This window comes from Pararhizobium antarcticum (assembly GCF_001885585.1).
Classification (GTDB): domain Bacteria; phylum Pseudomonadota; class Alphaproteobacteria; order Rhizobiales; family Rhizobiaceae; genus Pararhizobium; species Pararhizobium antarcticum.
Window position 1 is genome coordinate 17812 of sequence record NZ_LSRP01000088.1, and the last position, 26584, is coordinate 44395.

Genomic DNA, 26584 nt, shown 5'->3' on the forward strand with positions numbered 1-26584 from the left:
TCATGAAGCTTTTCAAGACACTGATGGTCACCACGGCAGTCGCCATGGCGTTGATGGCCAATAGCGCGCATGCGGAAACCAAGAAGATCGCGCTCGTCGTCAAGGCGCTCGGCATCGGCTTCTTTGAAGCAGCCAACAAGGGCGCCCAGGAAGCCGCCAAGGAACTCGGCGATGTCGAGGTGATCTACACCGGACCGACGACGACGACGGCCGAAGGCCAGATCGAAGTCATCAACTCGCTGATCGCCCAGAAGGTTGACGCGATCGCCGTTTCCGCCAACGACACGGACGCGCTCGTTCCGGCCCTGAAGAAGGCCATGGAACGCGGCATCAAGGTTATTTCCTGGGATTCGGGCGTTGCCAAGGACGGTCGCTCCATGCACCTGAACCCGTCGTCCAGCCCGCTGATCGGCAACATGATCATCAAGCTGGCTGCTGACCAGCTTCCGGAAGGCGGCGACGTTGCCGTCCTCTCGGCAACAGCCACCTCGACCAACCAGAACGTCTGGATCGAGGAAATGAAGAAGGTCCTGCCAAACTACAAGGGCATCAATGTCGTGGCCACCGTCTATGGTGACGACCTTGCCGACAAGTCCTACCGCGAAACGCAGGGCCTCATCCAGTCCTACCCGAACCTGAAGGCGATCATTGCGCCGACCTCCGTCGGTATCGTTGCTGCGGCTCAGGCCGTCACCGACGCTGGAAAGACGGGGCAGATCAACGTCACCGGTCTCGGCCTTCCCTCGGAAATGGCGGGCCATGTCAAGTCCGGCGCGTCGAAGTCCTTCGCCATCTGGAACCCGATCGACCTCGGTTATTCCGCAACCATGATCGCCTATGACCTGATCGGCGGCGCGGAAGCAAAGCCGGGCGCGGAACTGAAAATGGGCCGCATGGGCGCCGTCAAGCTCGACGACAACAATGAAGGCGCAATGGCCGACCCGTTCGTCTACGACGCTTCGAACGTCGAAGAGTTTTCGAAGATCTTCTGATCTGGGAGATCTGCCTCTTCTCCCCGGCGGGGAGAAGGTGGCCCGGAGGGCCGGATGAGGGGGCGGTTCGGCAAACATAGCGTTTGTGGAAAGACCCCCTCATAGCCTCGCGGGCGCTCGGCACTTCTCCCCGTCGGGGAAAAGAGGGAGTGCGCGGTTGGCGAAGGTCATTGCATTTCAAACTCAATCATACCGGTGGACCAACCCTTGCTGCAGGAAACGACCCCATTGCGGATGAAACCCGCCATTGCGCTGGAGGGCATCTCCAAGTCCTTCCCGGGCGTGAAGGCATTGTCCGACGTCTCGCTGTCGCTATATCCGGGCTCCGTCACCGCCTTGATCGGTGAAAACGGCGCGGGAAAGTCGACGCTCGTCAAGATCCTCACCGGAATCTATCAGCCGGACGGCGGAACGATCCGTGTCGACGGGGTCGAGACCCAATTTCCGACGGCCATGGCGGCATCCCAACACGGCGTCACGGCCATCCATCAGGAGACCGTGCTGTTCGATGAACTCTCGGTCGCCGAAAACATCTTTCTGGGCCACGCGCCGCGCAATCGCTTCGGTCTGATCGACTGGAAGACGCTCAACGGCAATGCCCGCGACCTCCTGCGTCGTGTCGGCGCCGACATCGATCCGACCATCCGGCTGCGTGACCTCGGCATTGCCAACAAGCACATGGTCGCCATTGCCCGCGCGCTGTCGATCGACGCCAGCGTCGTCATCATGGACGAGCCGACTGCCGCTCTGTCGCACAAGGAAATCCACGAGCTCTACGAACTGATTGACCGCCTGAAGGCCGACGGCAAGGCGATCCTGTTCATCAGCCACAAGTTCGACGAGATCTTCCGCATTGCCGATCGCTACACCGTGTTCCGCGATGGCGGCATGGTGGGGGCGGGGCTGATAGCCGATGTTGATCAGGATCAACTGGTGAAGATGATGGTCGGCCGCGATGTCGGTCAGGTTTTCCCCAAAGTCGATGTCGCGATCGGCGAGCCTGTGCTGACCGTGTCGGGCTATCGCCATCCGACCGAATTCGAGGACATCAATTTCGAACTGCGCCGCGGCGAGATTTTGGGCTTCTATGGCTTGATCGGGGCCGGCCGCTCCGAGTTCATGCAGTCGCTGATCGGCATCACCCGGCCGTCTGCCGGTGCCGTGAAGCTCGACGGCAAGGTCCTCGTCATCCGCAGCCCTTCGGAAGCGATTGCCAACGGTATCGTCTACGTGCCGGAGGAACGCGGCCGGCAAGGTGCGATCATTGGCCTGCCGATCTTCCAGAACGTCACACTCCCGTCGCTGAACCGGACCTCACGCTCGGGCTTCCTGAAATTGGCCAATGAATTTGCGCTGGCGCGCGAATATACCCAGCGCCTCGATCTTCGTGCTGCATCGCTCGATCAGGACGTCGGCACCCTGTCGGGCGGCAACCAGCAGAAGGTCGTGATCGCCAAATGGCTGGCGACGCAGCCGAAGGTCATCATTCTCGACGAGCCGACAAAGGGCATCGATATCGGCTCCAAGGCGGCCGTGCATGCCTTCATGAGCGAACTGGCCGGGCAGGGGCTGAGTGTCATCATGGTCTCCTCGGAAATCCCCGAGATCATGGGCATGGCCGACCGCGTCATCGTCATGCGCGAGGGCCGCATCGCCGGCCGTTTCGAGCGCGCTGAACTGACCGCGGAAAAACTGGTCCGGGCCGCTGCCGGTATTGCAACGCAAGTCGAAGGCGGGGCCGCATAATGGCAAAGCTGTTGAAAAATCGCGAAATCCTGCTGGTTTTTGCAATCATCGCCCTGGTCTTCCTGATCGCGCTGCGCTTTCCGGGTTTTGTCGAGCCGGCCAATCTGGCGCGTGTCTACAATGACACGTCGATCCTGATCATCCTGGCACTTGGTCAGATGGCGGTGATCCTGACGCGCTGTATCGACCTGTCGATGGCCGCCAACCTGGCGCTGTCTGGCATTGTCGCGGCGATGATCAATGCCGCCTTCCCGGGCGTGCCGATCCCGCTTCTCATTCTGGCGGTCGTCGGTCTGGGCGCCGTGCTTGGCTCGATCAACGGCCTGCTCGTCTGGAAGCTCGACATCCCGCCGATTGTCGTCACGCTTGGCACCCTCACCATCTTCCGCGGCAGCATCTTTCTCCTGAGCAACGGTGCCTGGATCAACGCCCACCAGATGAGCGATGCCTTCAAGGCGCTGCCGCGGGCGTCGTTCGCGGGTTTCGCGGTCCTGTCCTGGCTCTCCGTTATGGCCATCATCGCCGTCTACCTTCTGATGACCCGGACGCCGATCGGCCGTGCCTTCTTTGCCGTCGGCGGCAATCCGCATGCGGCAGTCTATACCGGCATCGACGTCGGCCGCACCCGCTTCCTCGCCTATTGCCTGTCAGGCGCGCTTGCCGGTCTGGCCGGTTATCTCTGGGTCTCGCGCTATGCGGTGGCCTATGTTGATATTGCTGCCGGTTTCGAGCTCGACATCATCGCCGCCTGCGTCATCGGCGGCATTTCCATCGCCGGCGGCATCGGCTCGGTCGGCGGCGCCGTGCTCGGCAGCCTGTTCCTGGGCGTCATCAAGAATGCCCTGCCGGTCATCAACATCTCGCCTTTTGCGCAACTGGCGATTTCGGGTACGGTGATCATCATCGCTGTCGCCGTCAACGCCCGCACGGAAAGCCGCAAGGGCCGTGTCATTCTGAAGAAAGCGGAGGCGGTCTGATGGCAGAGCAGCATCTTTCACCCCGGCTCATCCCTGATCGCCTGCAGAGTCGCTCCAGCCGCATGTTGAAAAGCTGGGAAAGCCTTCTTCTGGTCGTGGCGATCCTGATCTTCGCCCTCAATTCCTTTGCGTCGCCCTATTTCCTCGATCCGTGGAACCTGTCCGACGCCACCTTCAACTTCACGGAAAAGGCGCTGATCGCCTTTGCCATGGCGCTTGTCATCATCTCCGGCGAGATCGACCTGTCTGTGGCCTCGATCATTGCACTGTCCTCGACGGCCATGGGCCTTGCCGTGACCATGGGCGCCGATACGCCTGTTCTGGTGCTTGTCGGCCTCGGCACCGGCCTGTTCTGCGGCATGGTCAACGGCCTCCTGATCACCGGGCTCGGCCTGCCGTCGATCGTCGTCACCATCGGCACGATGAGCCTGTTTCGCGGCCTGTCCTTCATCATTCTCGGCGACAAGGCCTATACCGGTTATCCCGAGAGCTTCGCCTTCTTCGGCCAGGGTTATGTCTGGTGGGTGTTCTCGTTCGAACTGGCCCTGTTTGCGGTTTGCGCCGTGGTCTTTGGCGTTCTCCTGCACAAGACCAATTTCGGCCGTACCGTCTATGCCATCGGCAACAACCAGACGGCGGCGCTGTTTTCCGGCGTGCGCGTCGGTCGCGTCAAGTTCATCCTCTTTCTGCTGACAGGGCTGATGGCCGGCATCGCCTCGATCTGCCTCACCTCGCGGCTGGGCTCGACCCGTCCGTCGATCGCGCTCGGCGTCGAGCTCGAGGTCGTCACCATGGTCGTGCTTGGTGGTGTCAGCATCCTTGGCGGCTCCGGCACGATCCCCGGCGTCGTTCTGGCCGCTTTCATCATGGGCATGGTGACTTTCGGCTTCGGTCTTCTGAACGTGCCCGGCATCGTCATGTCGATCTTCATCGGCGCACTTCTGATCTCGGTCATCGCGCTGCCGATCCTCTGGTCGCGCGCCCGCCGGCGCATGGCGCAATAAGGATCCGATCATGGAAAAATACGCGTTCCGCATGCGCCTCAAGCCGGGCTTGGCAGAAGAGTACAAGGCACGGCACGATGCCATCTGGCCTGAATTGTCGGCGCTGCTGACATCCGCCGGCGTGTCCGACTACTCCATCCATCTGGACGAGGAGACCAATCTGCTGTTTGGCGTTCTCTGGCGCACCGATGATCACACCATGGCCGACCTGCCCAAACATCCTGTGATACAGAAATGGTGGGCCCACATGGCGGATATCATGGAAACAAAAGCCGATAACGAGCCAGTCGCAGTACCGCTCACCACCGTCTTTCACATGGCGTAAGTTCATGAAAACCATCGCCGTCATCGATATCGGCAAGACGAATGCCAAGGTCGCATTGGTGGATCTGGATAGCTTTGCCGAAATTGCCGTTCGCAAGACGGCCAATGGCGTCACGTCGAACGGTATCTATCCGCATTTTGACGTTGAAACGCTCTGGCGCTTCATTCTCGACAGCCTGGGCGAACTCCATGCGGAGATACCGATCGATGCCATCTCGGTCACCACCCATGGCGCAACGGCGGTTCTGCTCGACAGGAACGGCGCGCTCGCCTTGCCCCTCCTCGATTACGAGTTTGGCGGGCCGGACAGTCTGGCAAAGGCCTATGACGCGATCCGTCCGCCCTTTGCGGAAACCGGTGCTGCCCGCCTGCCGATGGGGCTCAATATCGGGGCGCAGATTTACTGGCAGGAACAGACCTTTCCGGAGGCGTTTGCCCAGGTCGACAGCATTCTCACCTATGCGCAATACTGGTCCTACCGGTTAAGCGGTGTGCTGGCCAACGAACTGACCTCGCTCGGTTGCCACACCGATCTCTGGAACCCCTATAAAGCCGATTACTCGACGCTGGTCGACGCGCGCGGCTGGCGGCCGCTGTTTGCCCCGGTGCGCAAGGCAAGCGATGTGCTTGGCGGGCTGCTGCCGGCCGTCGCGCAGCAAGCCGGTCTGCCGGCCGGATTGCCGGTATATTGTGGAATCCATGATTCCAATGCCTCGCTTCTGCCGCATGTGCTGTCGCGACCATCGCCCTTCGCCGTTGTTTCGACGGGGACCTGGGTGGTGATCATGGCGGTCGGCGCCGAAAAAGTGGCACTCGACGAAGCCCGTGACACGTTGATCAATGTCAATGCTCTCGGGGACCCGGTGCCGTCGGCCCGCTTCATGGGCGGTCGGGCCTTCGCGACCTTGATGCCGGAGCCCGTCACCGCCGCCTCGATCGCGGTCGAAGCCGATATTGTCCGCCGCCGCTGCATGCTTTTGCCTTCGGTTCCGGAAGGATCCGGGCCTTATCCGCAGGCGAAAGCCCGCTGGACCTGCGATGAGACCAGCCTTGGACCGGCAGAACGGTATGCCGTCGTGTCGTTTCACCTGGCGCTGATGACGGCGACAAGCCTCGATCTGATCGGCGCACGGGGCGAGATTGTCGTTGAGGGGCCGTTTGCTGGAAATATCAGCTATCTCCGCATGCTGGCGGCTGCGACAGGACGACCGGTCCTGACCGGCGGCCAGAGCGCCACCGGGACCAGCCTGGGTGCAGCCTGCCTTGCCGACCCGACACGGGCAAAGGTGCAATCCGTCGCGTTTGCTGAAGAGATACCAGTCGAATACCGCGTCTATGCGCAGGCATGGCGTGTTGCCGCCGATTAAGTTCCGTCCGTGACAAGAAAGATCCGCAGGTTTTTACGAACAACCCGGGTTCGGACGCAAGATTGACTGCTAAGGGCTCAGTAGAAGCACCCGGCAGGCATTAGAAAATGCGGGATCTCGCAACCTTGTTTTCGTCTTCGATGTTGAGAAGCATGGAGACGGCAGCCAGTGTCAGGGTGGCGGTCAGTATGGCGCACAATCCAAGAACAATCATTGTCCATTCCCTTCTTACGTCATCATCATGATGCCGCTTTACACTGGCGCGCCATGCTTGCGCATGGCTGACCTCAAGCAGAATAGAAAAGGAAGTAGCGCGCCGGGCCGGAAACTTCAATTCCCAAGTCTTACCATTGAGAACCTGTTGTTTTCCATGGAAAGGCTTGCCTGATTGCAGGTTCTCGGCGGCAAATGCGGCTCGACGGGGTTAATTTTAGCAAAAGCATATACGGACCTTCAACCGTTAACCTTCAAGCAAGGAATTAACCATAAACATGGTCGTACACCTCGGAATGCGAACGTTCCGATGTTCCCGACAAGGCATGATGCCGCACAGTCGAACCGGGTTTGGTCCGGTATGACGATCTTCACGAGTGGACTTGGGAAACCAGATCGCGTGAGGCCATGTCCTTGAGTCGATCGACTTGAGGCCGTGTCCGAAGACGCAACCGTCTCCGACGGGCCGGATTTCCAGCCAATTCGACAGTGCAGCAGCGCCGGCAGCATTCCGCTCGAATGCAGGGATCGGCGCTAGACATGGAATTTACGCATGATCCCGTCTGAAAAGCACAATCACTTTTCAGGATCATGCGCTGAACCGGGGAACAGCGTTGAGGCACGATACGTCATCAGATCAGTCGCGAAAGGCCCAGGCAGGCAGTCTGCTTGAGCGATTGCGCTTTGCTGGTCTCGATGATGGCCAGACCGACGTCATCCGCCGGCATCGCCAGGCGCTAGGGCCCCAGGTTGATCTGGCGCTCCGCGATCTCTTCCAGCGCCTCCAGACATTTCCCGATGCCGCCCGTCACTTTACCAGCGATCGCCAGATCGAGCGTCTTCACGACCTGCAGTCGTCGCACTGGAATGTGCTGACCGATGCACGATTCGACAGCCTCTATGCCGAACGCGTCAAGCTCCTGTCCGATGCCGAAAGCAAGATGGGTCTCGATCCGCGCTGGCAGATCGCCGGCCATGCCGTTGTCCTGGAGCGGTTGCTCTGTGCAATGATCGAGGAATTCTGGCCGAAATCCGTGCTGCCGCTCGGCAAGTCGCGCAAGGGCGAACTGACCGAACTTGTCGCCGCACTGGTGCGTACGGTTTTTGTCGATACCGAAATCGCTGTCTCGCTGCGGTTCAACGAACAGCGCCATGCCCACCAGCGCCAGCTGATCGAGCAGCGCAAGGCCGGAGAAGCCGAAGCCAACGCGGTGTTCGAGGCCGTCATCGATGGCTTGGCGGATGCAAATTTTTCCATCCGCACACCGGTCGATGTGCCGGAAAGTTACCAGCCGCTTGCCCGCCGGCTTGACGGCGCGCTCGACAACCTGGAGCGCAACCTGCTTTCCATCGCGGAGCGCACAGCAACAATCGAAACCTCCAGCGATGATCTTGGCGCGCGCACGCAGCGCCTCGCGCAAACGACGCAGATCCAGTCGGACGCTCTGGGCGAAACAACCCGGACGCTGGGCGATATCGTCGCCCGGGTGCGCAGCAGCGCGGCCCAGACACGGGACGCGGAGAAGACTGCAACCGCCACCCGCCAGTCGGTTGAACGCAGCGGCGAGGTTGCCGGCCAGGCCATCTCCGCCATGGCCGACATTGAAACCTCTGCCGAGAAAATCGGCCAGATCATCGGTGTGATCGACGAAATCGCATTCCAGACCAATCTTCTGGCGCTGAACGCCGGCATCGAGGCGGCCCGCGCCGGCGAGAGCGGCCGCGGGTTTGCCGTCGTTGCCCAGGAAGTGCGTGCGCTGGCGCAGCGCTCCGGCGATGCGGCACGCGAAATCAAGCAGCTGGTCACCACCACCAAGTCGCAGGTCGAGGCCGGGGTCGAGATGGTCGGCCGCACGCAGGATGCGATCGAAAGCATCGTCGAGCAGGTTCGCGGCATCAACGCGGCAATTTCGGGCATTGCAGCGGAAACTGCAGATCAGGTCACCGGCCTTCAGGCGGCGACGTCAGATGTCGGTCGCATCGGTGCCGAGATCGGTTCCGTCGCGGCGCAAGCCGGCGAGGCCCATGGTACGTGCGACGATCTTCAGACCGTCATTCTCGAGCTGGGCCAGACGATCCGCCAGTTCCGTGTCCAGCGTCAGTCCACGACCGCCGTTCCGGTTGCACGCGTTCAACAGGCAAGCGTCGCGATTTTGTCGCGGCGTGCTGAAGCGGAAGATCTTTCGTTCGGTTCCGAAGACGATGGTTTTGGCCTCCAGGCCAGCCTAGCCGGGTGGGGGCGCTAGATGCAGAGCCGCCACAAGCACAGCATTCAGACATCGCCCGGTTATCCTCCGGGGCGCGCCGGTGGCCGCTCTCGAACGGACGCCGTTATCGACAATCAGTGCAAATTACTCCCAGGCAGACAAGGAAGATAGGGATGGCAAGCAAGAAGGCCGCTCACAAAAGTTTAAGTCTCCCGCCAATCCTCGATCTTAACGAGGCAAGCGCGCTGCGTGGAAAGCTGGTGGCACTGCGCGGCAACAGTCTCGTCGTCGATGCTTCCGCCGTCGAGCGGGTCGGTGCACTCTGCCTTCAGGTTCTGATGGCCGGAGCCAGGAGCTGGGAAGAGGATAAAAAGTCTTTCACTTTCACCAAGGTGTCGGACGCTTTCACGAAAACGACGCAGCTCATCGGGGTCAATATCGACCATCTGATGGCCAAGGAGATTTGAAATGAAGAAAAAAGTACTGACGGTCGACGACAGCCGCACAATACGTAATATGCTTCTCGTGACGCTGAACAATGCCGGTTTCGAAACGATCCAGGCCGAGGACGGCATTGAAGGCCTCGAAGTGCTCGAGGATGCCAATCCCGACGTCATCGTCACCGACATCAACATGCCGCGCCTCGATGGCTTCGGTTTCATCGAGGGCGTTCGCCGGAATGAAAAGTTCCGCGCCATCCCAATCCTCGTTCTGACGACCGAAAGCGATGCAGAGAAGAAGAACCGCGCCCGCCAGGCAGGCGCAACAGGCTGGATCGTCAAGCCGTTCGATCCGACGAAACTGATCGATGCAATCGAGCGTGTAACCGCTTAACGCCAGGATTTCACCCAATGGATATGAACGAAATCAAAGAGATTTTCTTCCAGGAGTGCGAGGAGCAACTCGCTGAACTGGAATCGGGTCTCCTGAGGCTCAACGACGGAGACCGTGACCCGGAAACGGTGAATGCGGTATTCCGAGCGGTCCACTCCATCAAGGGTGGTGCCGGCGCCTTCGGCCTTGATGATCTTGTCTCCTTCGCCCACGTGTTCGAGACGACACTTGATTGCGTTCGTTCCAATAAGCTGGAACCGAACCAGGAAGTCCTGAAGGTCATGCTGAAATCGGCCGACGTTCTGGCCGACCTGACCAATGTCGCCCGAGATGGCGGCAGTGTCGATCAGGCCCGCTCGAAGCAGCTGATCCGCGAACTCGAGGCCCTGGCCAATGGTTCGCCCTTGCCGACGGCATCGGCTGCACCCGCACCGGTCCCCGCTGCAAAGCCGGCCGCTCCGGTGGCAGCGGCCCCGGCCGCAAATGACCAGGGCTTTATGCCCGTTGCCTTCTCCTTCGACGAGTTCGGTGGCGACGAATCCGACTCCGCCGATCAGCCGACCTATGAAGTCGTCTTCAAGCCGAAGTCCGATCTCTATACAAAGGGCAATGAAGCGACCCTTCTCCTGCGTGATCTCTCGCGCCTTGGAGAAATGAGCATTCATTGCGACATGAGCAACCTGCCGCCGCTTGAAGAGCTGGATCCGGAAGCTGCCTATTTCTGGTGGAAGATCTCGATCAAGACCGACAAGGGCGAGGACGCTGTTCGTTCGGTCTTCGAATTCGCCGAGTGGGATTGCGATCTGGAAGTGTCGGAAGTCGGAGACGAAAGTGCGGTTGTCGCCAGCGACCTGCCCATGCAGCCGGTCCCCTTCGACCTGTCGGCCCTTGACGACGAGGGTGACGCTTCTGCCGCCATGGCGGAAGAGCAGGAGAATCTGGCATCGGCTCAGCGCGACGAAGCCGTCGCTGCCGCTGAAACAGCCAGCAACGTGCTTCAGATGGCCGGCAACGCATCCCGTGCTGCCAGCGAAAGTGCAAAGAACGCGGCTGCAGCTGCCGCCCAGAACAATGCCCAGCAGGCTTCCTCGGCCGTCGCTCCGACAATCCGCGTCGATCTCGATCGCGTCGACCGCCTCATCAACCTCGTCGGCGAGCTTGTCATCAACCAGGCGATGTTGTCGCAGAGCGTTATCGAGAACGACAACAACGGCACGTCGTCGATCAATATGGGCCTCGAAGAGCTGCAGCAGCTCACCCGCGAGATCCAGGATTCGGTCATGGCCATCCGTGCGCAGCCGGTCAAGCCGGTCTTCCAGCGCATGGCCCGCACCGTCCGCGAAATCGCTGACATCACCGGCAAATCGGTTCGTCTGGTCACCGAGGGTGAAAACACCGAGGTCGACAAGACGGTCATCGACAAGCTGGCCGAGCCGCTGACGCACATGATTCGCAATGCGGTCGACCATGGCCTGGAAATGCCCGAAAAGCGACTCGCTGCCGGCAAGAGCGCTGAAGGCACGGTCAAGCTGACCGCCAAGCATCGCTCCGGCCGCATCGTCATCGAACTTTCCGATGACGGCGCTGGCATCAACCGCACAAAGGTCCGCCAGAAGGCGATCGACAACGACCTGATCACGGCCGACGCCAATCTTTCGGACGAGGAAATCGACAATCTGATTTTCCACGCCGGCTTCTCCACCGCCGACAAGGTCTCCGACCTTTCCGGCCGCGGCGTCGGCATGGACGTGGTCAAGCGTTCGATCCAGGCACTCGGCGGTCGTATCAACATCTCCTCCAAGCCCGGTCATGGCTCGACCTTCACAATGAGCCTGCCGCTGACCCTTGCCGTGCTTGACGGCATGGTGGTGACGGTGGCTGGCCAGACGCTGGTGGTTCCGTTGACCGCCATCGTCGAGACCTTGCAGCCGGAAGCCGCAGCGATCCATTCGTTCGGCGCCACCCAGCGCCTGATCTCGATCCGCAATTCCTTCTGCCCGCTCGTCGATGTCGGCCGGATCCTGAATTTCCGCTCGACACAGGCCAATCCGGTCGAAGGTGTGGCCCTTCTGGTGGAATCCGAAGGCGGCGGCCAGCGCGCCCTGATGGTCGATGCCATCCAGGGACAGCGCCAGGTCGTCATCAAGAGCCTCGAGGCAAACTACACGCACGTGCCCGGCATTGCCGCCGCCACCATTCTCGGTGACGGTCGTGTCGCTCTCATCCTGGACGTAGACTCCGTCGTCTCGGCGTCGCGCGGCCATTCCCTGCAACTCGAAGCGTCGCTTGCCGCGGCTGGATAATGACGATGACGGATCTCGCACAAAATCTGACTCATGGCGGCCGGGAGCTCATTGCTTTCCGCATCGGTGACCAGGAATTCTGCGTCAACGTCATGTCGGTCCGTGAAATCCGCGGCTGGACGCCCGTCACGCCGATGCCCCATGCACCCTCCTACGTGCTGGGCGTCCTCAATCTTCGTGGCGCCGTCTTGCCGATCATCGACATGTCGGCCCGTCTTGGAATGAAGCCGGCGGAACCGACAGTCAGACACGTCATTATTGTGACGCAAGCGAGAAACAGGGTGGTCGGGCTTCTGGTCGAGGCAGTCTCCGACATCCTGACGATCAAGGACGAAAACATACAGCCGACACCGGACGTATCGTCGGAATTCGAAAGAACCTTTGCACGTGGCATCCTGGCGATCGAGGGGCGGATGATCTGTCTTATCGAACTGGATGCTGTCTTTCCTCACTCCGAAAGTGAAGCCGCATGAGCATGCCAGCCTTTGACAGCAAACTATCCCCGGACGAGTGTCTGGCGAGCGGCGAATATCCGCTGACACGCCGCGACCTGATGGAGGTTGCTGCGATGATCTATGCGGATGCCGGGATCTTTCTCAACGAATCCAAAGCCTCGCTCGTCTATTCGCGGCTTTCCAAGCATATCCGCACGCTGGGACTGAAGGGCTTCCGGGAATATTGCTCGCTGGTTTCTTCGCCGGCTGGGGCTGCGGCGCGGCGGGACATGCTGTCGCATCTGACCACCAACTTCACCAGGTTCTTCCGCGAGAACCACCATTTCGAACATCTGAAGTCGGATGTCCTGCCCGAGCTTCTGGCGCGTGCCAAGAACGGCGGACGGGTGCGCATCTGGTCGGCTGCCTGCTCGGACGGGCAGGAGCCCTATTCGATCGCGCTGACCGTCCTGTCGATGATGCCGAACGTTGCGGATCTCGATTTCCGCATTCTTGCGACCGACATCGATCCGAAGATCCTGGCGCTTGCCAAGGCGGGTGCCTATGACGCGACGGCGCTCGAAACCGTCAGTCCGGCGATGCGCAAGCAGTGGTTTGCGGAGACCGAAGTCGGTGGCCGTCAGAAATGGCAGGTCGATGACCGGGTCAAGCGCCTGATCACCTTCAACGAATTGAACCTGATGGCGCAATGGCCGTTCAAGGGCCAGTTCGACGTGATTTTCTGCCGCAACGTCGTCATCTATTTCGACGAGCCGACACAGATGAAGATCTGGTCGCGCTTTGCCGGCATGTTGAACCCGAAGGGCCATCTCTACATCGGTCATTCCGAGCGGGTCTCGGGCGACGCGAAATCGGTCTTCGACAATATCGGGATCACCACTTACCGCCTGAACGGCAAACCACAGGGGGGACGCTCATGACCACGCCAGCACGCGTTCTCGTTGTCGACGACAGCGCAACCATGCGCGGACTGATCACGGCGATCCTGAACGCGGACCCGGACGTCAATGTCGTTGGCCAGGCGGCCGACGCCATGCAGGCGCGCCAGGCGATCAAGGAACTGGATCCGGACGTCGTCACGCTCGATATCGAGATGCCGAACATGAATGGTCTGGAATTTCTGGACAAGATCATGCGCCTTCGGCCGATGCCGGTGATCATGGTGTCGACGCTGACGCACAAAGGTGCAGAAGCAACGATCTCGGCCCTTGAAATCGGTGCTTTCGACTGCGTCGGAAAGCCCCTTCCGGGTGATCCGCGTCCGTTCGGCGACCTTGCCGACAAGGTGAAGGCGGCTGCACGCTCGCAGCGCAAGTTCATCATCACCGGCAACAAGGTTGCAGCGCCGAGCCCCGCCAATGCCAATGCCAACGCCTCCGTTGACTACCGCGCCGGCCGCAAGATTATCGCGATCGGCGCCTCCACCGGCGGCGTCGAGGCCCTCATTGCCGTCTTGCAGAAATTCCCGGCGAATTGCCCGCCGACGGTGATCACGCAGCATATGCCGCACACGTTCACCAAGAGCTTCGCGGAACGTCTCAACCGCCTCTGCGCACCGACGGTGTCAGAGGCGACCGATGGCGCGCGGCTCGAGATCGGCAAAGTTTACCTGGCGCCCGGTGGCGAACGCCACCTGCAGGTTGTCAACCCGACATCACCGTCCTGCCGTCTGCTGGACCGTGAACCCGTCAACGGCCACCGACCCTCGGTCGATGTTCTGTTCGACTCCGTTGCCGAACTCGCCGGTCGCAATGCGATCGGCGTGATACTAACCGGAATGGGCCGTGATGGCGCATCCGGCCTCTTGAAAATGCGTCACGCGGGCGCTCGAACATTCGGTCAGAATGAAAAAACCTGCGTGGTGTATGGAATGCCGAGGGTCGCCCATGAACTGGGAGCCGTCGAAACACAACTACCCCTCAACTCAATCGGGGAAGAAGTATTGAAAAGCGCCGCTGCCCGAAGAGAAGGAAACGAATAAATGTCCCTAGCGGAAAAAATCAAGGTTCTGATCGTAGACGATCAGGTAACGAGCCGCCTGCTGCTGGGTGATGCCTTGCAACAGCTCGGTTTCAAGCAGATCACGGTTGCCGGCGACGGTGAGCAGGGGGCCAAGATCATGGCCCAGCAGCCGCACCATCTGGTGATCTCCGACTTCAACATGCCCAAGATGGACGGGCTCGGCCTTCTGGCCGCTGTTCGCAACAATCCGGCGACGAAGAAGGCGGCGTTCATCATGCTGACGGCACAGGGAGATCGCGCACTGGTCACCAAGGCTGCAGCACTTGGTGCCAACAACGTACTCGCCAAGCCGTTCACCATTGAAAAGATGAAGGCAGCGATCGAGGCTGTGTTTGGGGCGCTGAAATGATCCAGGAGGCCGCGGTCAAACGCCTGCACGTCATTCAGGGTGAATTCAAGGTAGTCAGTGATCCGGATGTGGTGCTCTCGACCATCTTGGGATCCTGCGTGTCGGCATGTATGCGCGACCCGGTCGCGGGTGTTGGTGGCATGAACCACTTTCTTCTGCCGGGTTCGGCGGAAGCGATGGCTTCTGGCGGCGACGCAACACGCTATGGCGTTCATCTGATGGAATTGCTGATCAACGGCCTCCTGAAAAAGGGAGCACGTCGTGAAAGGCTCGAAGCCAAGATCTTCGGCGGCGCAAAGACGATTGCGCGGTTTTCCAATGTCGGGGAACAGAATGCGCTGTTCGCGCGGCAGTTCTTGATGGACGAGCGTATCCAGATCGTCGGTGAAAGCACCGGCGGAGAACACGGACGCAAACTGGAATACTGGCCGCTCAGCGGTCGGGCGCGCCAGTATGCGCTGACCGGTGTCGAAACGCAGAAGACGGTTGCACTCGAGCAGCGTCCGGCTCCTGTTTCGAGGCCTGTCGAAAATACGATCGAGTTCTTCTAGTCCAAGCGATGCCGCGCTTCGGCGCGGCACACGGCAAACGGAACCGACAGGAGTTCGAAGGCAGGCCGTCCGAAGCGGAAAGACCCGGACGGCAGTTGTTATCATCGTGAGGAAGAGTAATGCAGACCGAAACCAAGAGCCATATGCCTCACGTTGACGAAGCGCTTCCGGAAGTGATGATGCGCGTCGTTTCGGAACTTTACGACGTGGCCTATCTGATCGAGCGGATCGAGCCGATGCTGAACGACATCGACGGCGACGCGATGCTCGACAGCGCCGACCGGATGAAACTGCTGCAGGGCATAGATCTTGCCGTCCAGAAAACGCGCGGCCTCGCCGAGTTCATCGACACGGTCACGGCGGCGATCCCGTTGTCCTGGATGGTTGATGTCACGACGGCACTCAATCTGGTGAAACTTGCCGATATGCAGAAATCGCTCGGCAACGGAATGCTGCGTCATGGCCATTCCCAGCCGCTGACGGAAGCGGCAGGCGACTTCGAAGCGTTCTAGACAGCCCTTTTCACAAGGTTTCAATCCATCCGGCTGCCACATTGGCGGCCGGTTTTGTTTGAGATGCAGCATGTTTCGTCCCGGCACCGCAGCGTCGCGTGCGGGATCCTGAACCGGCCCATGCTTTTTGCACCGCCGTCGAAAACCGGCATCCAAGACAAGTTCGCACAAGTTTCGTCTTCTAGGGTCCTGACTGGGGCTGGTAGATTTGCGCGTGATTTGCATTAGGCCGACTGCGCCAAATCATCGACCAGCAAACCCGATTGTTTGGATCTGCGCATGATTGTTCTATCGAGTGATGTTACTCGACTGAAATATGCGCCACTGGGTGCGGAAACAGAATGAATCTGTTGGATCAACTTTCGACGGTCATGAAAAATTTGACCAGTCTCGGCCAGGGCAAACTCATTGCCCTCATTTCTGCCGGGGTCATCGCGGTGGGGATCGTGCTCGGTGCCGGCATCTACGTCAACAAGCCGGCTTACGAGACCCTCTATGTCAACCTTGAAGGCAGCGATCTCAACCAGATCAGCGTGGCTCTGGCAGAGGCCAATATCGATTTCGATGTTGGCGCCGATGGCAGCAGCCTGCAGGTGCCGGTTGGCATGACGGGCAAGGCCCGGCTCTATCTTGCCGAACGCGGCCTGCCCAACAGTGCCAATGCCGGTTATGAACTCTTCGACAATGTCGGCTCCCTGGGTCTCACCTCCTTCATGCAGGAGGTGACGCGCGTTCGTGCACTGGAAGGCGAAATCGGCCGGACCATCCAGCAGATCTCCGGCATCCAGGCTGCCCGCGTCCATATCGTCATGGCCGACCGTGGCTCCTTCCGCAAGGCGGAGCAGACCCCGACAGCCTCGGTGATGATCCGTGCGAGCGCCAGTGTCGGACGCAATGCCGCGTCCTCGATCCGCCACCTCGTCGCGTCCTCGGTTCCCGGTCTCAACGTTGACGACGTGACCATTCTCGATTCGTCCGGCCAGCTTCTCGCCTCCGGCGATGATCCGGCCAGCAGCGCCATGAACCAGTCGCTCAGCATCATCCAAAACGTCCAGAAGGAAATCGAGAGCAACATCGACAAGGCGCTTGCTCCTTTCCTCGGTATGGACAACTTCCGCTCCAGCGTCACGGCGCAGCTCAACACCGATACGCAGCAGATCCAGGAAACGGTTTTCGATCCGGAATCGCGTGTCGAACGGTCGACACGCGTCACCAAGGAAGAGCAGAAGTCGAGCCAGCAGCAGGCCGACAATGCCGCGACCGTGCAGCAGAACGTGCCGCAGGCGGCACCGACCGGCGGTGCCAGCGGTCCGCAGTCGAACGACCAGACGGAAAAGAAGGAAGAGCAGACCAACTACGAGATCAACTCGAAGACCGTCGCCACGGTGAAGAGCAGCTATACGCTCGAAAAGCTCTCCGTCGCCGTGGTCGTCAATCGGGGTCGTATCGCAGCAATGGTCGGCGAAAATCCCGACCAGGCGAAAATCGACGCCTATATTGCGGAAATGCAGAAGATCGTCGCTTCGGCCGTCGGGCTCGATCCGGCGCGGGGTGACATGATCACGCTGACCGCCATGGACTTCGTCAACACCGAACTCCTCAACGAAGCGATTGCCGGTCCCGGTATCATGGAAACGCTGACCCGCAATCTCGGTGGCATTATCAACGCGCTTGCCTTCGTCGCGGTCGCCTTCCTGGTCGTCTGGATGGGTCTTCGTCCGCTGGCCCGCTCCGTTGGCCTGGGCGGCGGAAGCACGGCACTGGCCGATGCCGATGGCGCCGGCCTCGAACTTCCGGACTTCTCGCCATCGCCGGGTGCGACGGGTGGGGCGCTCATGGAAGGCTTCGGTTCGGATTTCGGCTTCGACAGCACGGACGACCTGCTCAGCCTTGGCGACGACAGCGAAAGCGACGGTGGTTTCAATCGCCGCGTCAAGGAAGGCCCGGAGCGGCGTCTGGCACGCATGGTGGAGATCAGCGAAGAGCGCACCGCCAAGATCCTCCGCAAATGGGCTGCCGAGCGGGCAGCCTGAGGCAAGGCCAGGGCCGACACCATCATTTTTCAAGGCTTCAAAGTCCCGGTTCTGCCGGGACTTTTTTTGTCCGGCCTGGTTGCGCCGTTGGGTCTGGTCCAAGGGATGGCTACCCTGTTGCTTGGTATAAACATCACCCCATTCCGGGTATGCGGAGTCCCGCAGCGCGTGTGACAAGAATCGTGCCGAACCGGCACCGCGACAAATTCGCCAAGGCGATTCGTTATATTTAACAAAACGTTAAATTCGCGCCGGTGTGAGGCGGTTTTGTTTCCCGAAAATTTTGCAAGACTCTGCCAAAAACGGACGATGATTCCGCGGGAAACTATAGTTTGAATATTACTTCAGCAATAATTCTACGCTAAGCTTTAACTCTATGAGCTCAGCCGTATTTCAACTGACGCGCTAGTTGATGCAATTTCGCCACATCCAAAAATTCAAATAAGAAAATCAGAGTCTGCGAGGTGTCGGTGGACTCCGCATTGATTCGTTTTTTGCTCTGGAATTTTGCAAAAATTGGCATTTTCGCCGTGAAATCCGTATTGGCGCGTTGTTTCCATTTTCCATCAAGTTAATGAATAGCTAATAAAAACAGGATTTTGAAAGCCATATTCTGTTTTACACGCTGTTTTGACGAGCGCTTGAATCAAAGCGTCTCGAATCGTTTCACGGATATTTCTAAAAGTAAATCCCGAGAAGATGGCAGTAGTTTTTTGCAGGGCGCGATGTACATTTTATGTAGTGATTCGCGTACTGATTTGCGTCTGGTCCGGGTGGCGGAATGCCCGGGGAAAGCTGTCGGCGGCGGCGGCGAAGGCGCTTCGAGCAGGACGGGCGAGTCCATAACGAGGGGCAAGATTATGGATGTTCTGCAGGCTGAAAGTGCGACCTGGGCGGGGTCGACGGCGACGGTGCGTGCTGTTGGCCGGGTATCGACGCGCGAGCAGTTGATCCGCAGGCTTGGCGAATTCGCCGAGCGCGGGAATCTCGGCAAGGGGCTTGCTGCCCTGACCGAATATGTCGGCGCCACGCATTATCTCCTGGCCCGCTATGACTTGTCGCAGGACGAGGGTCTCGATTTCGTCATCTGCTCTGACTGGCCATTCGATGTCGTCAAGCGGTTGGCCAAGGTCATGTCCGGCCTGCACTCGAAGACGAACGAACTGGAAAAGTGCCTTTCGGTGCTGCAACCCTGCTTCATGTCGTTGCCTGACGATGTGGATATCAGCCGTGGCATCAGCCGCGAATATTGCTCGATCACCTTCAACGTCGGTCGCGTCCGCCTGTCGCTGATGCTGCTGTTTCCGCAGGATGTCATCCTGTCCCAGGAAAGCGTCCGGGATGTCGGGATTCTGACGGGCTATTTCGCCAGCTTCGCCAATGATCGCAGTGTCCGCAGCGACCGCGATTTCGAACTGACGGAACGCGAACTTGAATGTCTCTTTTGGATCGCCGAAGGCAAGACAAGCGACGAAATCGCCATGATCCTGGGCATCTCGCGCAACACCATCAACAACTACATCACCAGTGTTATGCGCAAGACAGCCACGAAGACACGCTCCGAGGCCATTGCCTACGCTGTTCGAAACAACCTGGTCTAGGAGCGACGATCATGACGCATATCCTGCCGCCCAATACGCGGGCCTATGAAGACGGCAAGGCAGGACGCCAGGTGAGAGTGTCGCGGGCTTCCACGCTTGTCGCGCGCCTGCAGGCCATGCAGAAGCAGATCAACGCCAAGCACTTTGCCGTGCTGCGCCTGAACGGCAGTGGTCTGCCGGCGTCGCGCAAATTGACCTGCGTGCTCGACAACTGGGGCACGGGTTCGGAGGCCACCGCGCATGATCTGGTCTCTTCCTACAGCGACCAGATGCTCGCGCATCTCGATGCGTCGCTTCTGCCTCTGCTCTGGAATGGCTCCGGCGAACACCAGGCGGCCGAAACCTCGGACTTCGCGCGCTTCACCCATCGGCTCAAAGGCCGTTTCCTGCCATTTTCCGGTATTGCCTTTCCGGTTCGTCTCGGTGCTCAGGGCAATGGCTATGTCATGTTCATGGGCAGCTATATCGACCTCAGCAGCGCTGTCATCATCGACCTGCATGGGCGCAGCTGCCAGATCATGATCGACATCCTCGGCTCTGACGAGCGCCGCGTTCTCCCTTCCGAATCCCTCAGCGATCGCGAAATCGCCTGCCTGCAGATGGCCGGCGATGGCTATATCAGCGAAGAGATTGCCGAAAAAATGGGGCTGTCGGTTCATACGGTGAATGCCTATCTTGGCGTAGCAACGACAAAGCTCGATTCCGTTAACCGCATTCAGGCGATCGCCAAGGCGATCCGCCTTGGCTATATCAGCTGATATCCGGTCTCTGATCGTTGGGATGGGACAGTTCGTGCGGATGACGGTGGCGTTCAGCTCGCCATTGCCGTGGGATAGGACGTGACGAACTTCGCTGCATTCAGGCTTTTGGCGAGAAATGCGGTGTTCTCGTCCGGATCGCTGGACGGGCTCTGGAAGGCGATATGATTGATTTCCAGTCCGGCAGTGTCCTTGCCGAGTGCCAGCTGGGCATAGACAGTGACACCATCAGGCTTGAGTTCGAGATCAAGCACGATTTCCGGCTTGGTATCCCAGTCGAGATTGTAGTTGCCGCCGATGCCGAAATTCACCGTGCCCGGAAGGAAATACAGTTCTGCGGCCGATGCAACGAGATCGGCCAGGCTACCATGCGATTCAAAGCGCAAAAGCGCAATGAAATCGGCCGCGTCGATCAGGCGCAATTCCGTGGCGACCGGTCGGATGGCTTCGGCTACAATTTTTTCGCGCTGTTCGGAATACTGGCATTTTTTCATCGACTTACGTGATCCGTTTCGGCTGCGTTGCATAAACCCGGTGAATCAGTTCGGCGACTGCCTTGTAGAACACCGGTGGAATCACACTATCCACCGAGACTTGCGCAAACATTGAGCGCGCGAGGGGCGGATCCTCAAAAACCGGAATGCCGTGTTTCTCCGCAAGCTCGCGAATTTTCAACGCAACGAGATCCTGCCCCTTGGCCACCACCTGTGGCGCGTCTCCCTCCTCCTTCACGTAACGCAAGGCGACAGCAAAGTGGGTCGGGTTGGCGATAACAAGCGTTGCACGCGGGACGGAAGAAATCATCCGCCGGCGCGCACGATCCCTGGCAATCGAACGCAGGCGCGCCTTGATGATCGGGTCACCCTGCGATTGCTTCAATTCTTCCTTCACCTCCTGCTTTGTCATGCGCAGCTCGGTGTACCAGTGGTGGCGGGTCCAGAAGAAATCGACGATGGCGATCGTCGCCGTGGCGAAGAGGATGACGATCATGATCTGGTGGAGATCGCCGGACAGGGTGGCAAAGATCGTCAGCGGATCGGAAAACATCGATTCGAGCGAACTGTAGTAGTCATTCTTCAGCACCAGCACGATGATGATCGAGACGATGATGATCTTGAACAACGACTTGCCGAATTCGACAAGGCCCTGGGGACCATAGACCCGCTTCAGGCCCCCGATCGGGGAAATCCGGCTTATCTTCGGCGCGATCCGGTCGAGAACGGGCGAAGGCAGGTTCTGCAGGACGGAGGAGCCAAGGCCGAATATCATGAGCAGCGCAAAGACCGGTATCATCAATGCGCTGGCCGACCAGAAGATGTGGGTCACCAAGGCCACGACATCCGTGGATGTTTCGATGCGCCAAGCCTCCGGCTGTTCGAAAATGTCCTTGAGCGCCTCGGCAAGCGTGGTGAAGCCACTCGGCATGAAAAACACGAAGAAGATATAGATCGCGATGGTGGAGGCGAACATTGTCACTTCGCGCGAGAACGGCACATTGCCTTTCTCGGCCGCATCGGCGATTTTTTTCTCCGATGGCAGTTCGGTTTTACTGTCTTTGTCCTGGTCTTCAGACATTGGATCGACGAACCCTCGTGCAGCGCCGCAGCGCGTGCGCGACGGCCTGTTGTGATCCCGGCGCGGCCCGCATGCAAGGGGGAGGCGCTTTTTAACATCCGGGCTTCACAGAAACCGGACAGCCGCACGGACGTCTGATCAAAAAACGCAAAATGCGCGCCGGTGGCAGCCGGCGCGCATTGCGGTCGCGGGCTTTTCCGCGTCAGGCGGCAGCTTGCGCCTTTTCCTTCAGTTCGATCTGGCCGCTGGCGGCCAGGCGGATCGCTTCCTGCGTGATCGAGCGACGGGCGATGGCGATATCGCGCGGGTTGATGCCTGCATCGCCGGCCGAAAGGTCGGATTCGATCATGCGGCGCTGGCGTGCACCCAGCGAGGCCAGGACCGATTCGCGCAGTTCCATGCCGGATCCGCGCAGCGCCATGGTGATGATGTCGCCGGAAACGTCGTTGAACAGTTGCACGCGGCTGCGCTGCGGCATGGCGAGGATGTCGTCGAAGAGGAAGATCTTTGGCCGGACCTTCCTGACCGCATCGGTGTTGAGGCTTTCGAGCGAGGCGAGCAGGCTGTCGACCTGGGTCTTTTCCAGCTCGTTCATGACTTCGGCGATCTTGATCGAGCCGGTCGAATTGCGATCCGCATCAAGTTCGCGCATCATTTCAAAAACACGCGTCTCGATGATCGCTGCGGCCTTGGGGCTGACGGTCTTCATGTTGACGGCGCGGTTGATGATGTCGGCACGGCTGGCCTCCGGCAGCTGCAGCAGAACCTTGGCGCCAAAGGTCGATGGCATCATCGACAGCACGTAGGCAATGGTCTGCGGATGTTCCTTGCCAAGATACTGGGCGACAAAGGCCGGGTCGGAATCCTGAAGGCGGTCCCAGATATTGGCTTCATAGGACTGGAAAGTGGTGCGCCGCCCCAAAAGGCCATCGACCTCGTCCGGGGAAAGGCCTTCCTCGAGGATGCCCTCGATGGCCTTCGCATTGTCCATCAGGCCCGCACCTTCGGTGAACAGGTCCTCGAATTCGTTGACGAGAATTTCCAGTTCGTGCGGCGGGATCGAACGGAGCGACTGCGCCGAGGCAATGATCGCCTGCAGTTCGCTCTGGGTGAAGAACTTCAACAATTTACCGGCGATGGGTTTGCCCATGGCCAGAAGGACCGCCGCAGCCTTGTCGATCTGGCTGAGAGGGCTTGTCGGCGCCTGCGCCGCGAAATTGTCAAAATCCATCATGGATCTATCCCCTTGGCCCGAAACCGGGCTTTAAACTTTACTGGTACCCTTGATTTCGATGAGCTTCACACCGAAACGCGTTTCGTCGTTTTCCAGAACAGTGATTTCGCCGCGGCCGATCAATCGGCCGTTGACGACGATGTCGACCGCTTCGCCGATCCTGCGATCGAGCGCTATGATGGCGCCCTCTGTCAGGTTCATCAGGCTGGAAACCTGCATGCGGCTCGATCCAAGCACGATCTGGACATCGATCGGGATGTCCATGATCAGGTCGAGATTGGCGGTCAGGCTGCTGCCGGGCTCGGCCGACGCGGAGCCGGCATCGAAGGACGACCCGCCGAAATCGCTGGTCGAGCCAAAATCACTGGTGGAGCCGAAATCGCCGGCCCCGAAAGCAGTGTCTGCTGCAGCGTCTTCGCCGAAGCTTGTCGCTGCGAAATCGCCGCCGAAGCTATCCAGGCTGCTTGACGTATCGTCCAGGGAGCCGCCAAAATCCGACGACAGGTCTGAACTCTCGGTCGACCCGAAATCCATGCCGAAATCGGATCCGGGCAGACCGCCGGTGGTATCGCTTTTCAAGACGCCGCGCAGATCGTCGATCGCCTGATCGAGTTCGTCATCGCCAACGCCAAGAATCGCTTTTTCGTCAATGGGTGCTTTTTTGGTAGCCATGATTGAATTATTCCAGTTGAAACTTGCCCCAACCATACTGCCGGTCGGGTCGCGGTTCTTTTAACCCATGATATGGTGAAGAATGTCGTTCTCGGAACCGTGTGTGTCTTTTATGCGCACAGTGTATTTCGCGCCGGAGCGCCCGAACTCGCAAATGTAGAGCTCGCGGCCATTGGCGTTGACTTCGACGCGCACATCTTTTGCATCGTGAAACGGGATGACGTCGCCCGGCTGCAGGCGACTGATTGTGTCGAGTGTCAGGCTTTCGAGCTTGATCCGGGCCTCGAGCGTTACCGCCGAACGGCGGACCTGTTGCTCGAGATGCTCGTTCCAGTCGGAATTTGGCTTCTTGTTATGTCCCACGCCGTGCGGCGAGACGATGTGCGTCTTCAGGAGTGTCTTTTGCGGCACGATGACGGAGAACGTCGAAAGCACCGGACCGAGGCCGACCGTCATGTTGATGCAGGCGGAATAAACATCCTCGATTTCCGGATCCGGCGCAGGGCGATCGCTGGCATTGTAGGGGCGGCCGAGCAGCGGCTCGAACCCGCCAGGCGCGTTGACGGCGGAGCGCAGGACGTCGGCGAACTTCTCGAAAATCATCGTCGCGACATCGAGCTCGATGGCCGACAGCTTCCGGGGCTTCGGTTCTTCAATCGAAGACAGCGGCGCGCCGAGCAGCGTTTCCATCAGGGTGATGATGACGGGGCTGTCGCAGCTGAGGTTGAAGTCCGGGGCCCAGTTGCGCAGTGCGGTATCACTGAGTGCGACAGCCGTGCCGAGATCGGTGATCAGCTCGCTTTTCAGGCCGACCTCGAAGCCGGCATAGCCGATGGCGATGTCGAGCCCGGTTTCGTTCTTGAAGATATCCGGGAGAAACTCGGAGAAGATCTGTCCGAGGTCGCTGCAGGTCTTGCCGATCGTTTGACTGTCGCCGAGCGCCCCGGTCATGCGCGCCAGAAGGCGGCGATCAAAGGGGTGAACGTTGCTGGTGCTTGGTTCTGTCATGGATCAGGCCGCCTTGCTTTCGCCACCGCCGCCCGGATTCATCATTTCCTGCTCGACGGCGTCGATCGACGGACGTTCGTAGGCGGAAATCGTCTTGCGGCCGTATTCGAGCGCAACCTGGGGGACCGAGCCGTTCATGTAGGCGAGCAGCGTCTGCTTGACGATGATGTAGAGACGCCCCTGCTTGTCGCGCACCGTCTTGATGTTGGCAATGATCGGGCTGACGATGCAGTAGGACAGGAAGATGCCGAGCATGGTGCCGACAAGGGCGGCGGCGATCTTGCCGCCGAGCACTTCCGGCGGCTCGCTGATCGCGCCCATGGCCTTGATGACGCCGAGAACGGCGGCGACGATGCCGATGGCCGGGAAAGCGTCGCCCATGGTGACAAGCGCGTTGTAGCCCTTCATCTTGTCATGGGTGATCGTGTTGATTTCCTCGTCCATCAGCGCTTCGATCTCGTGGCTGCGGGCATTGCCGATAATGATCAGGCGGACATAGTCGCAGATGAAGGAGGTCAATTCCTTGTTCTTCAGAACCGTCGGGGCCGACTGGAAAATCGTGGATTCATCCGGATTGTCGATATGGCTTTCAATCTCGTTGCGCGACTTCGTGCGCAGGTCCCGCATCAGGCTGTAGAGAACGCCGAGCGTATCAAGATAATGGCGTTCTTTCGGAACCTTGTTGGTGAACGCTTCGCCGAGGGATTTGCCGGTGTCCTTGATGACCTTCATCGAATTGGCCATAATGAAGCCGCCGATCCCGGCCCCGCCAATGATTACAAGCTCGAAGGGCTGGTTCAGCACTTCCATATGGCCGCCCATGGCGATGTAACCGCCGATGATGCAGCCGAATGTCAGGATAAGGCCGATGATGATGTTCATGTTTTTGTCCGCCAAGATCGCAATTTTCACGGCAACAGATACGGTTTCAGCCTTGCGTGAGGCTGGCCCATGACCCCTTTCCATCATCTTGCGGAACAGGCTCGCGCAAGCAAGGCAAGGCAGTTTCCCTACAACGGGCGCGCCATGCGCCGTCTTTGAAATTGGATCAACGGGGGGTTCCGTCGTGACGACGACCTACACCAGCTACAAACTGATAACGGCCGATCTGTCGAAATCGCTGGAGCGTGTGGCAAAGCAGCCCGACGTTGAGCGCGAGACCGAATATTACCTCTCCAAGATTGGCGACGTGAAATCCATCGACGAGTTTTTCGCCGACAGCCGGCTCTATAACTATGCGATCAAGGCGCACGGCCTGGAGGACATGGGCTATGCCAAGGCCTTCATGCGCAAAGTGCTGACCGAAGGCATCGACAACGAGGATGCCTTCGCCAAGAAACTGACCGACAACCGTTATTCCGAACTGGTCGAATCGCTCAATTTTGCCCGCAACGGTACCGCCGCAACGTCGTTCGACAAGGCGCAGAAGGGCGTGGCCGACAAATATGCCCGCCAGACGCTGGAGCAGAATGCCGGAGAGGAAAACTCCGGTGTGCGCCTTGCCCTGTATTTCGAACGCATGGCGCCGTCGATCACCAGCGGCTATGGTCTCCTGGCCGATGAGGCCCTGGCGCAGGTCGTTCGTACCGTGATGCAGCTGCCGGACGAATTTGCCGCCTCCGACATCGACAAACAGGTGGCCACCATCGAAAAGTCGATCGACATCGCCGATTTCAAAGATCCGGCGAAGCTCGGAAAATTCATGGAGCGGTTCGCAGCCCTCTGGGAACTGAGCAATTCCTCCGATCCCTACGATCCGCTTGCAGTCTTCGGATCGTCCAGCGGCTATGGCATCTCGTCTGATCTGTTGCTCTCCATCAACAAACTGAAACTCGGAGGGCTCTGAC

26 protein-coding genes are annotated in these 26584 nt (G+C 59.4%); 20 read left to right on the forward strand and 6 right to left on the reverse strand.

The window, feature by feature from the left end; all coding sequences use genetic code 11:
• Positions 1-2 precede the first annotated feature (2 nt).
• The 19 genes from rhaS (at position 3) to visR (ending at position 20248) form a co-directional block, all read left to right on the forward strand.
• Positions 3-992 (forward strand): rhamnose ABC transporter substrate-binding protein, encoded by a 990-nt coding sequence (gene rhaS / locus AX760_RS13605; RefSeq protein WP_071833439.1) that lies wholly within the window; start codon positions 3-5, stop codon positions 990-992.
• A gap of 234 nt (positions 993-1226) precedes the next feature.
• Positions 1227-2738, forward strand: coding sequence for a sugar ABC transporter ATP-binding protein (locus tag AX760_RS13610; protein ID WP_071833440.1), 1512 nt, complete (start codon positions 1227-1229; stop codon positions 2736-2738).
• Positions 2735-3715 carry an ABC transporter permease gene (locus AX760_RS13615; protein ID WP_071833441.1) on the forward strand — a complete coding sequence of 327 codons (981 nt, stop codon included), beginning with the start codon at positions 2735-2737 and terminating at the stop codon, positions 3713-3715. The genes AX760_RS13610 and AX760_RS13615 overlap by 4 nt, the downstream gene beginning before the upstream one ends.
• Positions 3715-4719, forward strand: coding sequence for an ABC transporter permease (locus tag AX760_RS13620; protein WP_071833442.1), 1005 nt, complete (start codon positions 3715-3717; stop codon positions 4717-4719). The genes AX760_RS13615 and AX760_RS13620 overlap by 1 nt, the downstream gene beginning before the upstream one ends.
• 10 nt (positions 4720-4729) lie before the next feature.
• Complete coding sequence (gene rhaM / locus AX760_RS13625; protein ID WP_071833443.1) at positions 4730-5044, forward strand: L-rhamnose mutarotase; 315 nt, start codon at positions 4730-4732, stop codon at positions 5042-5044.
• Between the two features lie 4 nt (positions 5045-5048).
• Positions 5049-6410 carry an FGGY-family carbohydrate kinase gene (locus AX760_RS13630; protein WP_071833444.1) on the forward strand — a complete coding sequence of 454 codons (1362 nt, stop codon included), beginning with the start codon at positions 5049-5051 and terminating at the stop codon, positions 6408-6410.
• Positions 6411-7288: 878 nt separating this feature from the next.
• Complete coding sequence (locus AX760_RS13635; RefSeq protein WP_087149250.1) at positions 7289-8869, forward strand: globin-coupled sensor protein; 1581 nt, start codon at positions 7289-7291, stop codon at positions 8867-8869.
• Positions 8870-9003: 134 nt separating this feature from the next.
• Positions 9004-9297, forward strand: a complete 294-nt coding sequence (locus tag AX760_RS13640; RefSeq protein ID WP_071833446.1) for an STAS domain-containing protein — start codon at positions 9004-9006, stop codon at positions 9295-9297.
• A gap of 1 nt (position 9298) precedes the next feature.
• Positions 9299-9664 carry a chemotaxis response regulator CheY1 gene (cheY1, locus tag AX760_RS13645; RefSeq protein ID WP_056329642.1) on the forward strand — a complete coding sequence of 122 codons (366 nt, stop codon included), beginning with the start codon at positions 9299-9301 and terminating at the stop codon, positions 9662-9664.
• Between the two features lie 17 nt (positions 9665-9681).
• Complete coding sequence (locus tag AX760_RS13650) at positions 9682-11967, forward strand: chemotaxis protein CheA (RefSeq protein ID WP_071833447.1); 2286 nt, start codon at positions 9682-9684, stop codon at positions 11965-11967.
• 5 nt (positions 11968-11972) lie between these two features.
• Positions 11973-12440, forward strand: coding sequence for a chemotaxis protein CheW (locus AX760_RS13655; RefSeq protein ID WP_071833448.1), 468 nt, complete (start codon positions 11973-11975; stop codon positions 12438-12440).
• Positions 12437-13342 (forward strand): protein-glutamate O-methyltransferase, encoded by a 906-nt coding sequence (locus AX760_RS13660; RefSeq protein ID WP_071833449.1) that lies wholly within the window; start codon positions 12437-12439, stop codon positions 13340-13342. The genes AX760_RS13655 and AX760_RS13660 overlap by 4 nt, the downstream gene beginning before the upstream one ends.
• The gene (locus AX760_RS13665; protein WP_071833450.1) at positions 13339-14403 is read left to right on the forward strand and encodes a protein-glutamate methylesterase/protein-glutamine glutaminase; all 1065 of its coding nucleotides are present in this window, start codon (positions 13339-13341) and stop codon (positions 14401-14403) included. Before AX760_RS13660 ends, AX760_RS13665 begins: the two co-directional genes overlap by 4 nt.
• Positions 14404-14793: a response regulator gene (locus AX760_RS13670; protein WP_037156526.1), complete on the forward strand. Its 390-nt coding sequence runs from the start codon at positions 14404-14406 to the stop codon at positions 14791-14793.
• Entirely contained in the window at positions 14790-15344 is a 555-nt protein-coding gene (gene cheD, locus AX760_RS13675) for a chemoreceptor glutamine deamidase CheD (protein ID WP_071833451.1), read from the forward strand. Before AX760_RS13670 ends, cheD begins: the two co-directional genes overlap by 4 nt.
• A gap of 119 nt (positions 15345-15463) precedes the next feature.
• Positions 15464-15856: a chemotaxis protein CheT gene (gene cheT, locus AX760_RS13680; RefSeq protein WP_071833452.1), complete on the forward strand. Its 393-nt coding sequence runs from the start codon at positions 15464-15466 to the stop codon at positions 15854-15856.
• 341 nt (positions 15857-16197) lie between these two features.
• The gene (gene fliF, locus AX760_RS13685) at positions 16198-17889 is read left to right on the forward strand and encodes a flagellar basal-body MS-ring/collar protein FliF (protein ID WP_071833453.1); all 1692 of its coding nucleotides are present in this window, start codon (positions 16198-16200) and stop codon (positions 17887-17889) included.
• A gap of 860 nt (positions 17890-18749) precedes the next feature.
• Positions 18750-19490 carry a transcriptional regulator VisN gene (gene visN / locus AX760_RS13690; RefSeq protein WP_071833454.1) on the forward strand — a complete coding sequence of 247 codons (741 nt, stop codon included), beginning with the start codon at positions 18750-18752 and terminating at the stop codon, positions 19488-19490.
• A gap of 11 nt (positions 19491-19501) precedes the next feature.
• Positions 19502-20248 carry a transcriptional regulator VisR gene (gene visR / locus AX760_RS13695; protein WP_071833455.1) on the forward strand — a complete coding sequence of 249 codons (747 nt, stop codon included), beginning with the start codon at positions 19502-19504 and terminating at the stop codon, positions 20246-20248.
• Between the two features lie 53 nt (positions 20249-20301).
• On the opposite strand, the gene AX760_RS13700 is transcribed toward visR, so the two are convergent.
• The 6 genes from AX760_RS13700 to motA all read right to left on the reverse strand — a co-directional run bounded on the left by AX760_RS13700 (position 20302) and on the right by motA (position 25619).
• A complete protein-coding gene (locus AX760_RS13700) occupies positions 20302-20742 on the reverse strand; it encodes a hypothetical protein (RefSeq protein ID WP_071833456.1) in 441 nt (146 codons plus the stop codon).
• 4 nt (positions 20743-20746) lie between these two features.
• Positions 20747-21823: a flagellar biosynthesis protein FlhB gene (gene flhB / locus AX760_RS13705; protein ID WP_071833457.1), complete on the reverse strand. Its 1077-nt coding sequence runs from the start codon at positions 21821-21823 to the stop codon at positions 20747-20749.
• A gap of 202 nt (positions 21824-22025) precedes the next feature.
• Positions 22026-23057, reverse strand: coding sequence for a flagellar motor switch protein FliG (gene fliG, locus AX760_RS13710; RefSeq protein WP_071833458.1), 1032 nt, complete (start codon positions 23055-23057; stop codon positions 22026-22028).
• Positions 23058-23087: 30 nt separating this feature from the next.
• Positions 23088-23729, reverse strand: coding sequence for a flagellar motor switch protein FliN (fliN, locus tag AX760_RS13715; protein WP_071833459.1), 642 nt, complete (start codon positions 23727-23729; stop codon positions 23088-23090).
• A gap of 60 nt (positions 23730-23789) precedes the next feature.
• Positions 23790-24737, reverse strand: a complete 948-nt coding sequence (locus tag AX760_RS13720; RefSeq protein WP_071833460.1) for a FliM/FliN family flagellar motor switch protein — start codon at positions 24735-24737, stop codon at positions 23790-23792.
• Positions 24738-24740: 3 nt separating this feature from the next.
• Positions 24741-25619 carry a flagellar motor stator protein MotA gene (motA, locus tag AX760_RS13725; protein ID WP_071833476.1) on the reverse strand — a complete coding sequence of 293 codons (879 nt, stop codon included), beginning with the start codon at positions 25617-25619 and terminating at the stop codon, positions 24741-24743.
• Between the two features lie 184 nt (positions 25620-25803).
• Here motA and AX760_RS13730 point away from each other — a divergent pair, with 184 nt between their 5' ends.
• A complete protein-coding gene (locus AX760_RS13730) occupies positions 25804-26583 on the forward strand; it encodes a DUF1217 domain-containing protein (protein WP_071833461.1) in 780 nt (259 codons plus the stop codon).
• Position 26584: the final 1 nt, after the last annotated feature.

Excerpts from the sequence above, each read along its gene's own strand:
- fliG (WP_071833458.1), bottom strand. The coding sequence starts at position 23,057 with ATGATGGATTTTGACAATTTCGCGGCGCAGGCGCCGACAAGCCCTCTC.
- AX760_RS13720 (WP_071833460.1), bottom strand. The coding sequence starts at position 24,737 with ATGACAGAACCAAGCACCAGCAACGTTCACCCCTTTGATCGCCGCCTT.
- flhB (WP_071833457.1), bottom strand. The coding sequence starts at position 21,823 with ATGTCTGAAGACCAGGACAAAGACAGTAAAACCGAACTGCCATCGGAG.
- cheT (WP_071833452.1), top strand. The coding sequence starts at position 15,464 with ATGCAGACCGAAACCAAGAGCCATATGCCTCACGTTGACGAAGCGCTT.
- fliF (WP_071833453.1), top strand. The coding sequence starts at position 16,198 with ATGAATCTGTTGGATCAACTTTCGACGGTCATGAAAAATTTGACCAGT.
- visR (WP_071833455.1), top strand. The coding sequence starts at position 19,502 with ATGACGCATATCCTGCCGCCCAATACGCGGGCCTATGAAGACGGCAAG.
- rhaS (WP_071833439.1), top strand. The coding sequence starts at position 3 with ATGAAGCTTTTCAAGACACTGATGGTCACCACGGCAGTCGCCATGGCG.
- AX760_RS13665 (WP_071833450.1), top strand. The coding sequence starts at position 13,339 with ATGACCACGCCAGCACGCGTTCTCGTTGTCGACGACAGCGCAACCATG.
- AX760_RS13640 (WP_071833446.1), top strand. The coding sequence starts at position 9,004 with ATGGCAAGCAAGAAGGCCGCTCACAAAAGTTTAAGTCTCCCGCCAATC.
- rhaM (WP_071833443.1), top strand. The coding sequence starts at position 4,730 with ATGGAAAAATACGCGTTCCGCATGCGCCTCAAGCCGGGCTTGGCAGAA.
- AX760_RS13610 (WP_071833440.1), top strand. The coding sequence starts at position 1,227 with ATGAAACCCGCCATTGCGCTGGAGGGCATCTCCAAGTCCTTCCCGGGC.
- motA (WP_071833476.1), bottom strand. The coding sequence starts at position 25,619 with ATGAACATCATCATCGGCCTTATCCTGACATTCGGCTGCATCATCGGC.
- visN (WP_071833454.1), top strand. The coding sequence starts at position 18,750 with ATGGATGTTCTGCAGGCTGAAAGTGCGACCTGGGCGGGGTCGACGGCG.
- AX760_RS13670 (WP_037156526.1), top strand. The coding sequence starts at position 14,404 with ATGTCCCTAGCGGAAAAAATCAAGGTTCTGATCGTAGACGATCAGGTA.
- AX760_RS13700 (WP_071833456.1), bottom strand. The coding sequence starts at position 20,742 with ATGAAAAAATGCCAGTATTCCGAACAGCGCGAAAAAATTGTAGCCGAA.
- AX760_RS13630 (WP_071833444.1), top strand. The coding sequence starts at position 5,049 with ATGAAAACCATCGCCGTCATCGATATCGGCAAGACGAATGCCAAGGTC.
- AX760_RS13620 (WP_071833442.1), top strand. The coding sequence starts at position 3,715 with ATGGCAGAGCAGCATCTTTCACCCCGGCTCATCCCTGATCGCCTGCAG.
- AX760_RS13650 (WP_071833447.1), top strand. The coding sequence starts at position 9,682 with ATGGATATGAACGAAATCAAAGAGATTTTCTTCCAGGAGTGCGAGGAG.
- AX760_RS13655 (WP_071833448.1), top strand. The coding sequence starts at position 11,973 with ATGACGGATCTCGCACAAAATCTGACTCATGGCGGCCGGGAGCTCATT.
- fliN (WP_071833459.1), bottom strand. The coding sequence starts at position 23,729 with ATGGCTACCAAAAAAGCACCCATTGACGAAAAAGCGATTCTTGGCGTT.
- AX760_RS13660 (WP_071833449.1), top strand. The coding sequence starts at position 12,437 with ATGAGCATGCCAGCCTTTGACAGCAAACTATCCCCGGACGAGTGTCTG.
- cheD (WP_071833451.1), top strand. The coding sequence starts at position 14,790 with ATGATCCAGGAGGCCGCGGTCAAACGCCTGCACGTCATTCAGGGTGAA.
- cheY1 (WP_056329642.1), top strand. The coding sequence starts at position 9,299 with ATGAAGAAAAAAGTACTGACGGTCGACGACAGCCGCACAATACGTAAT.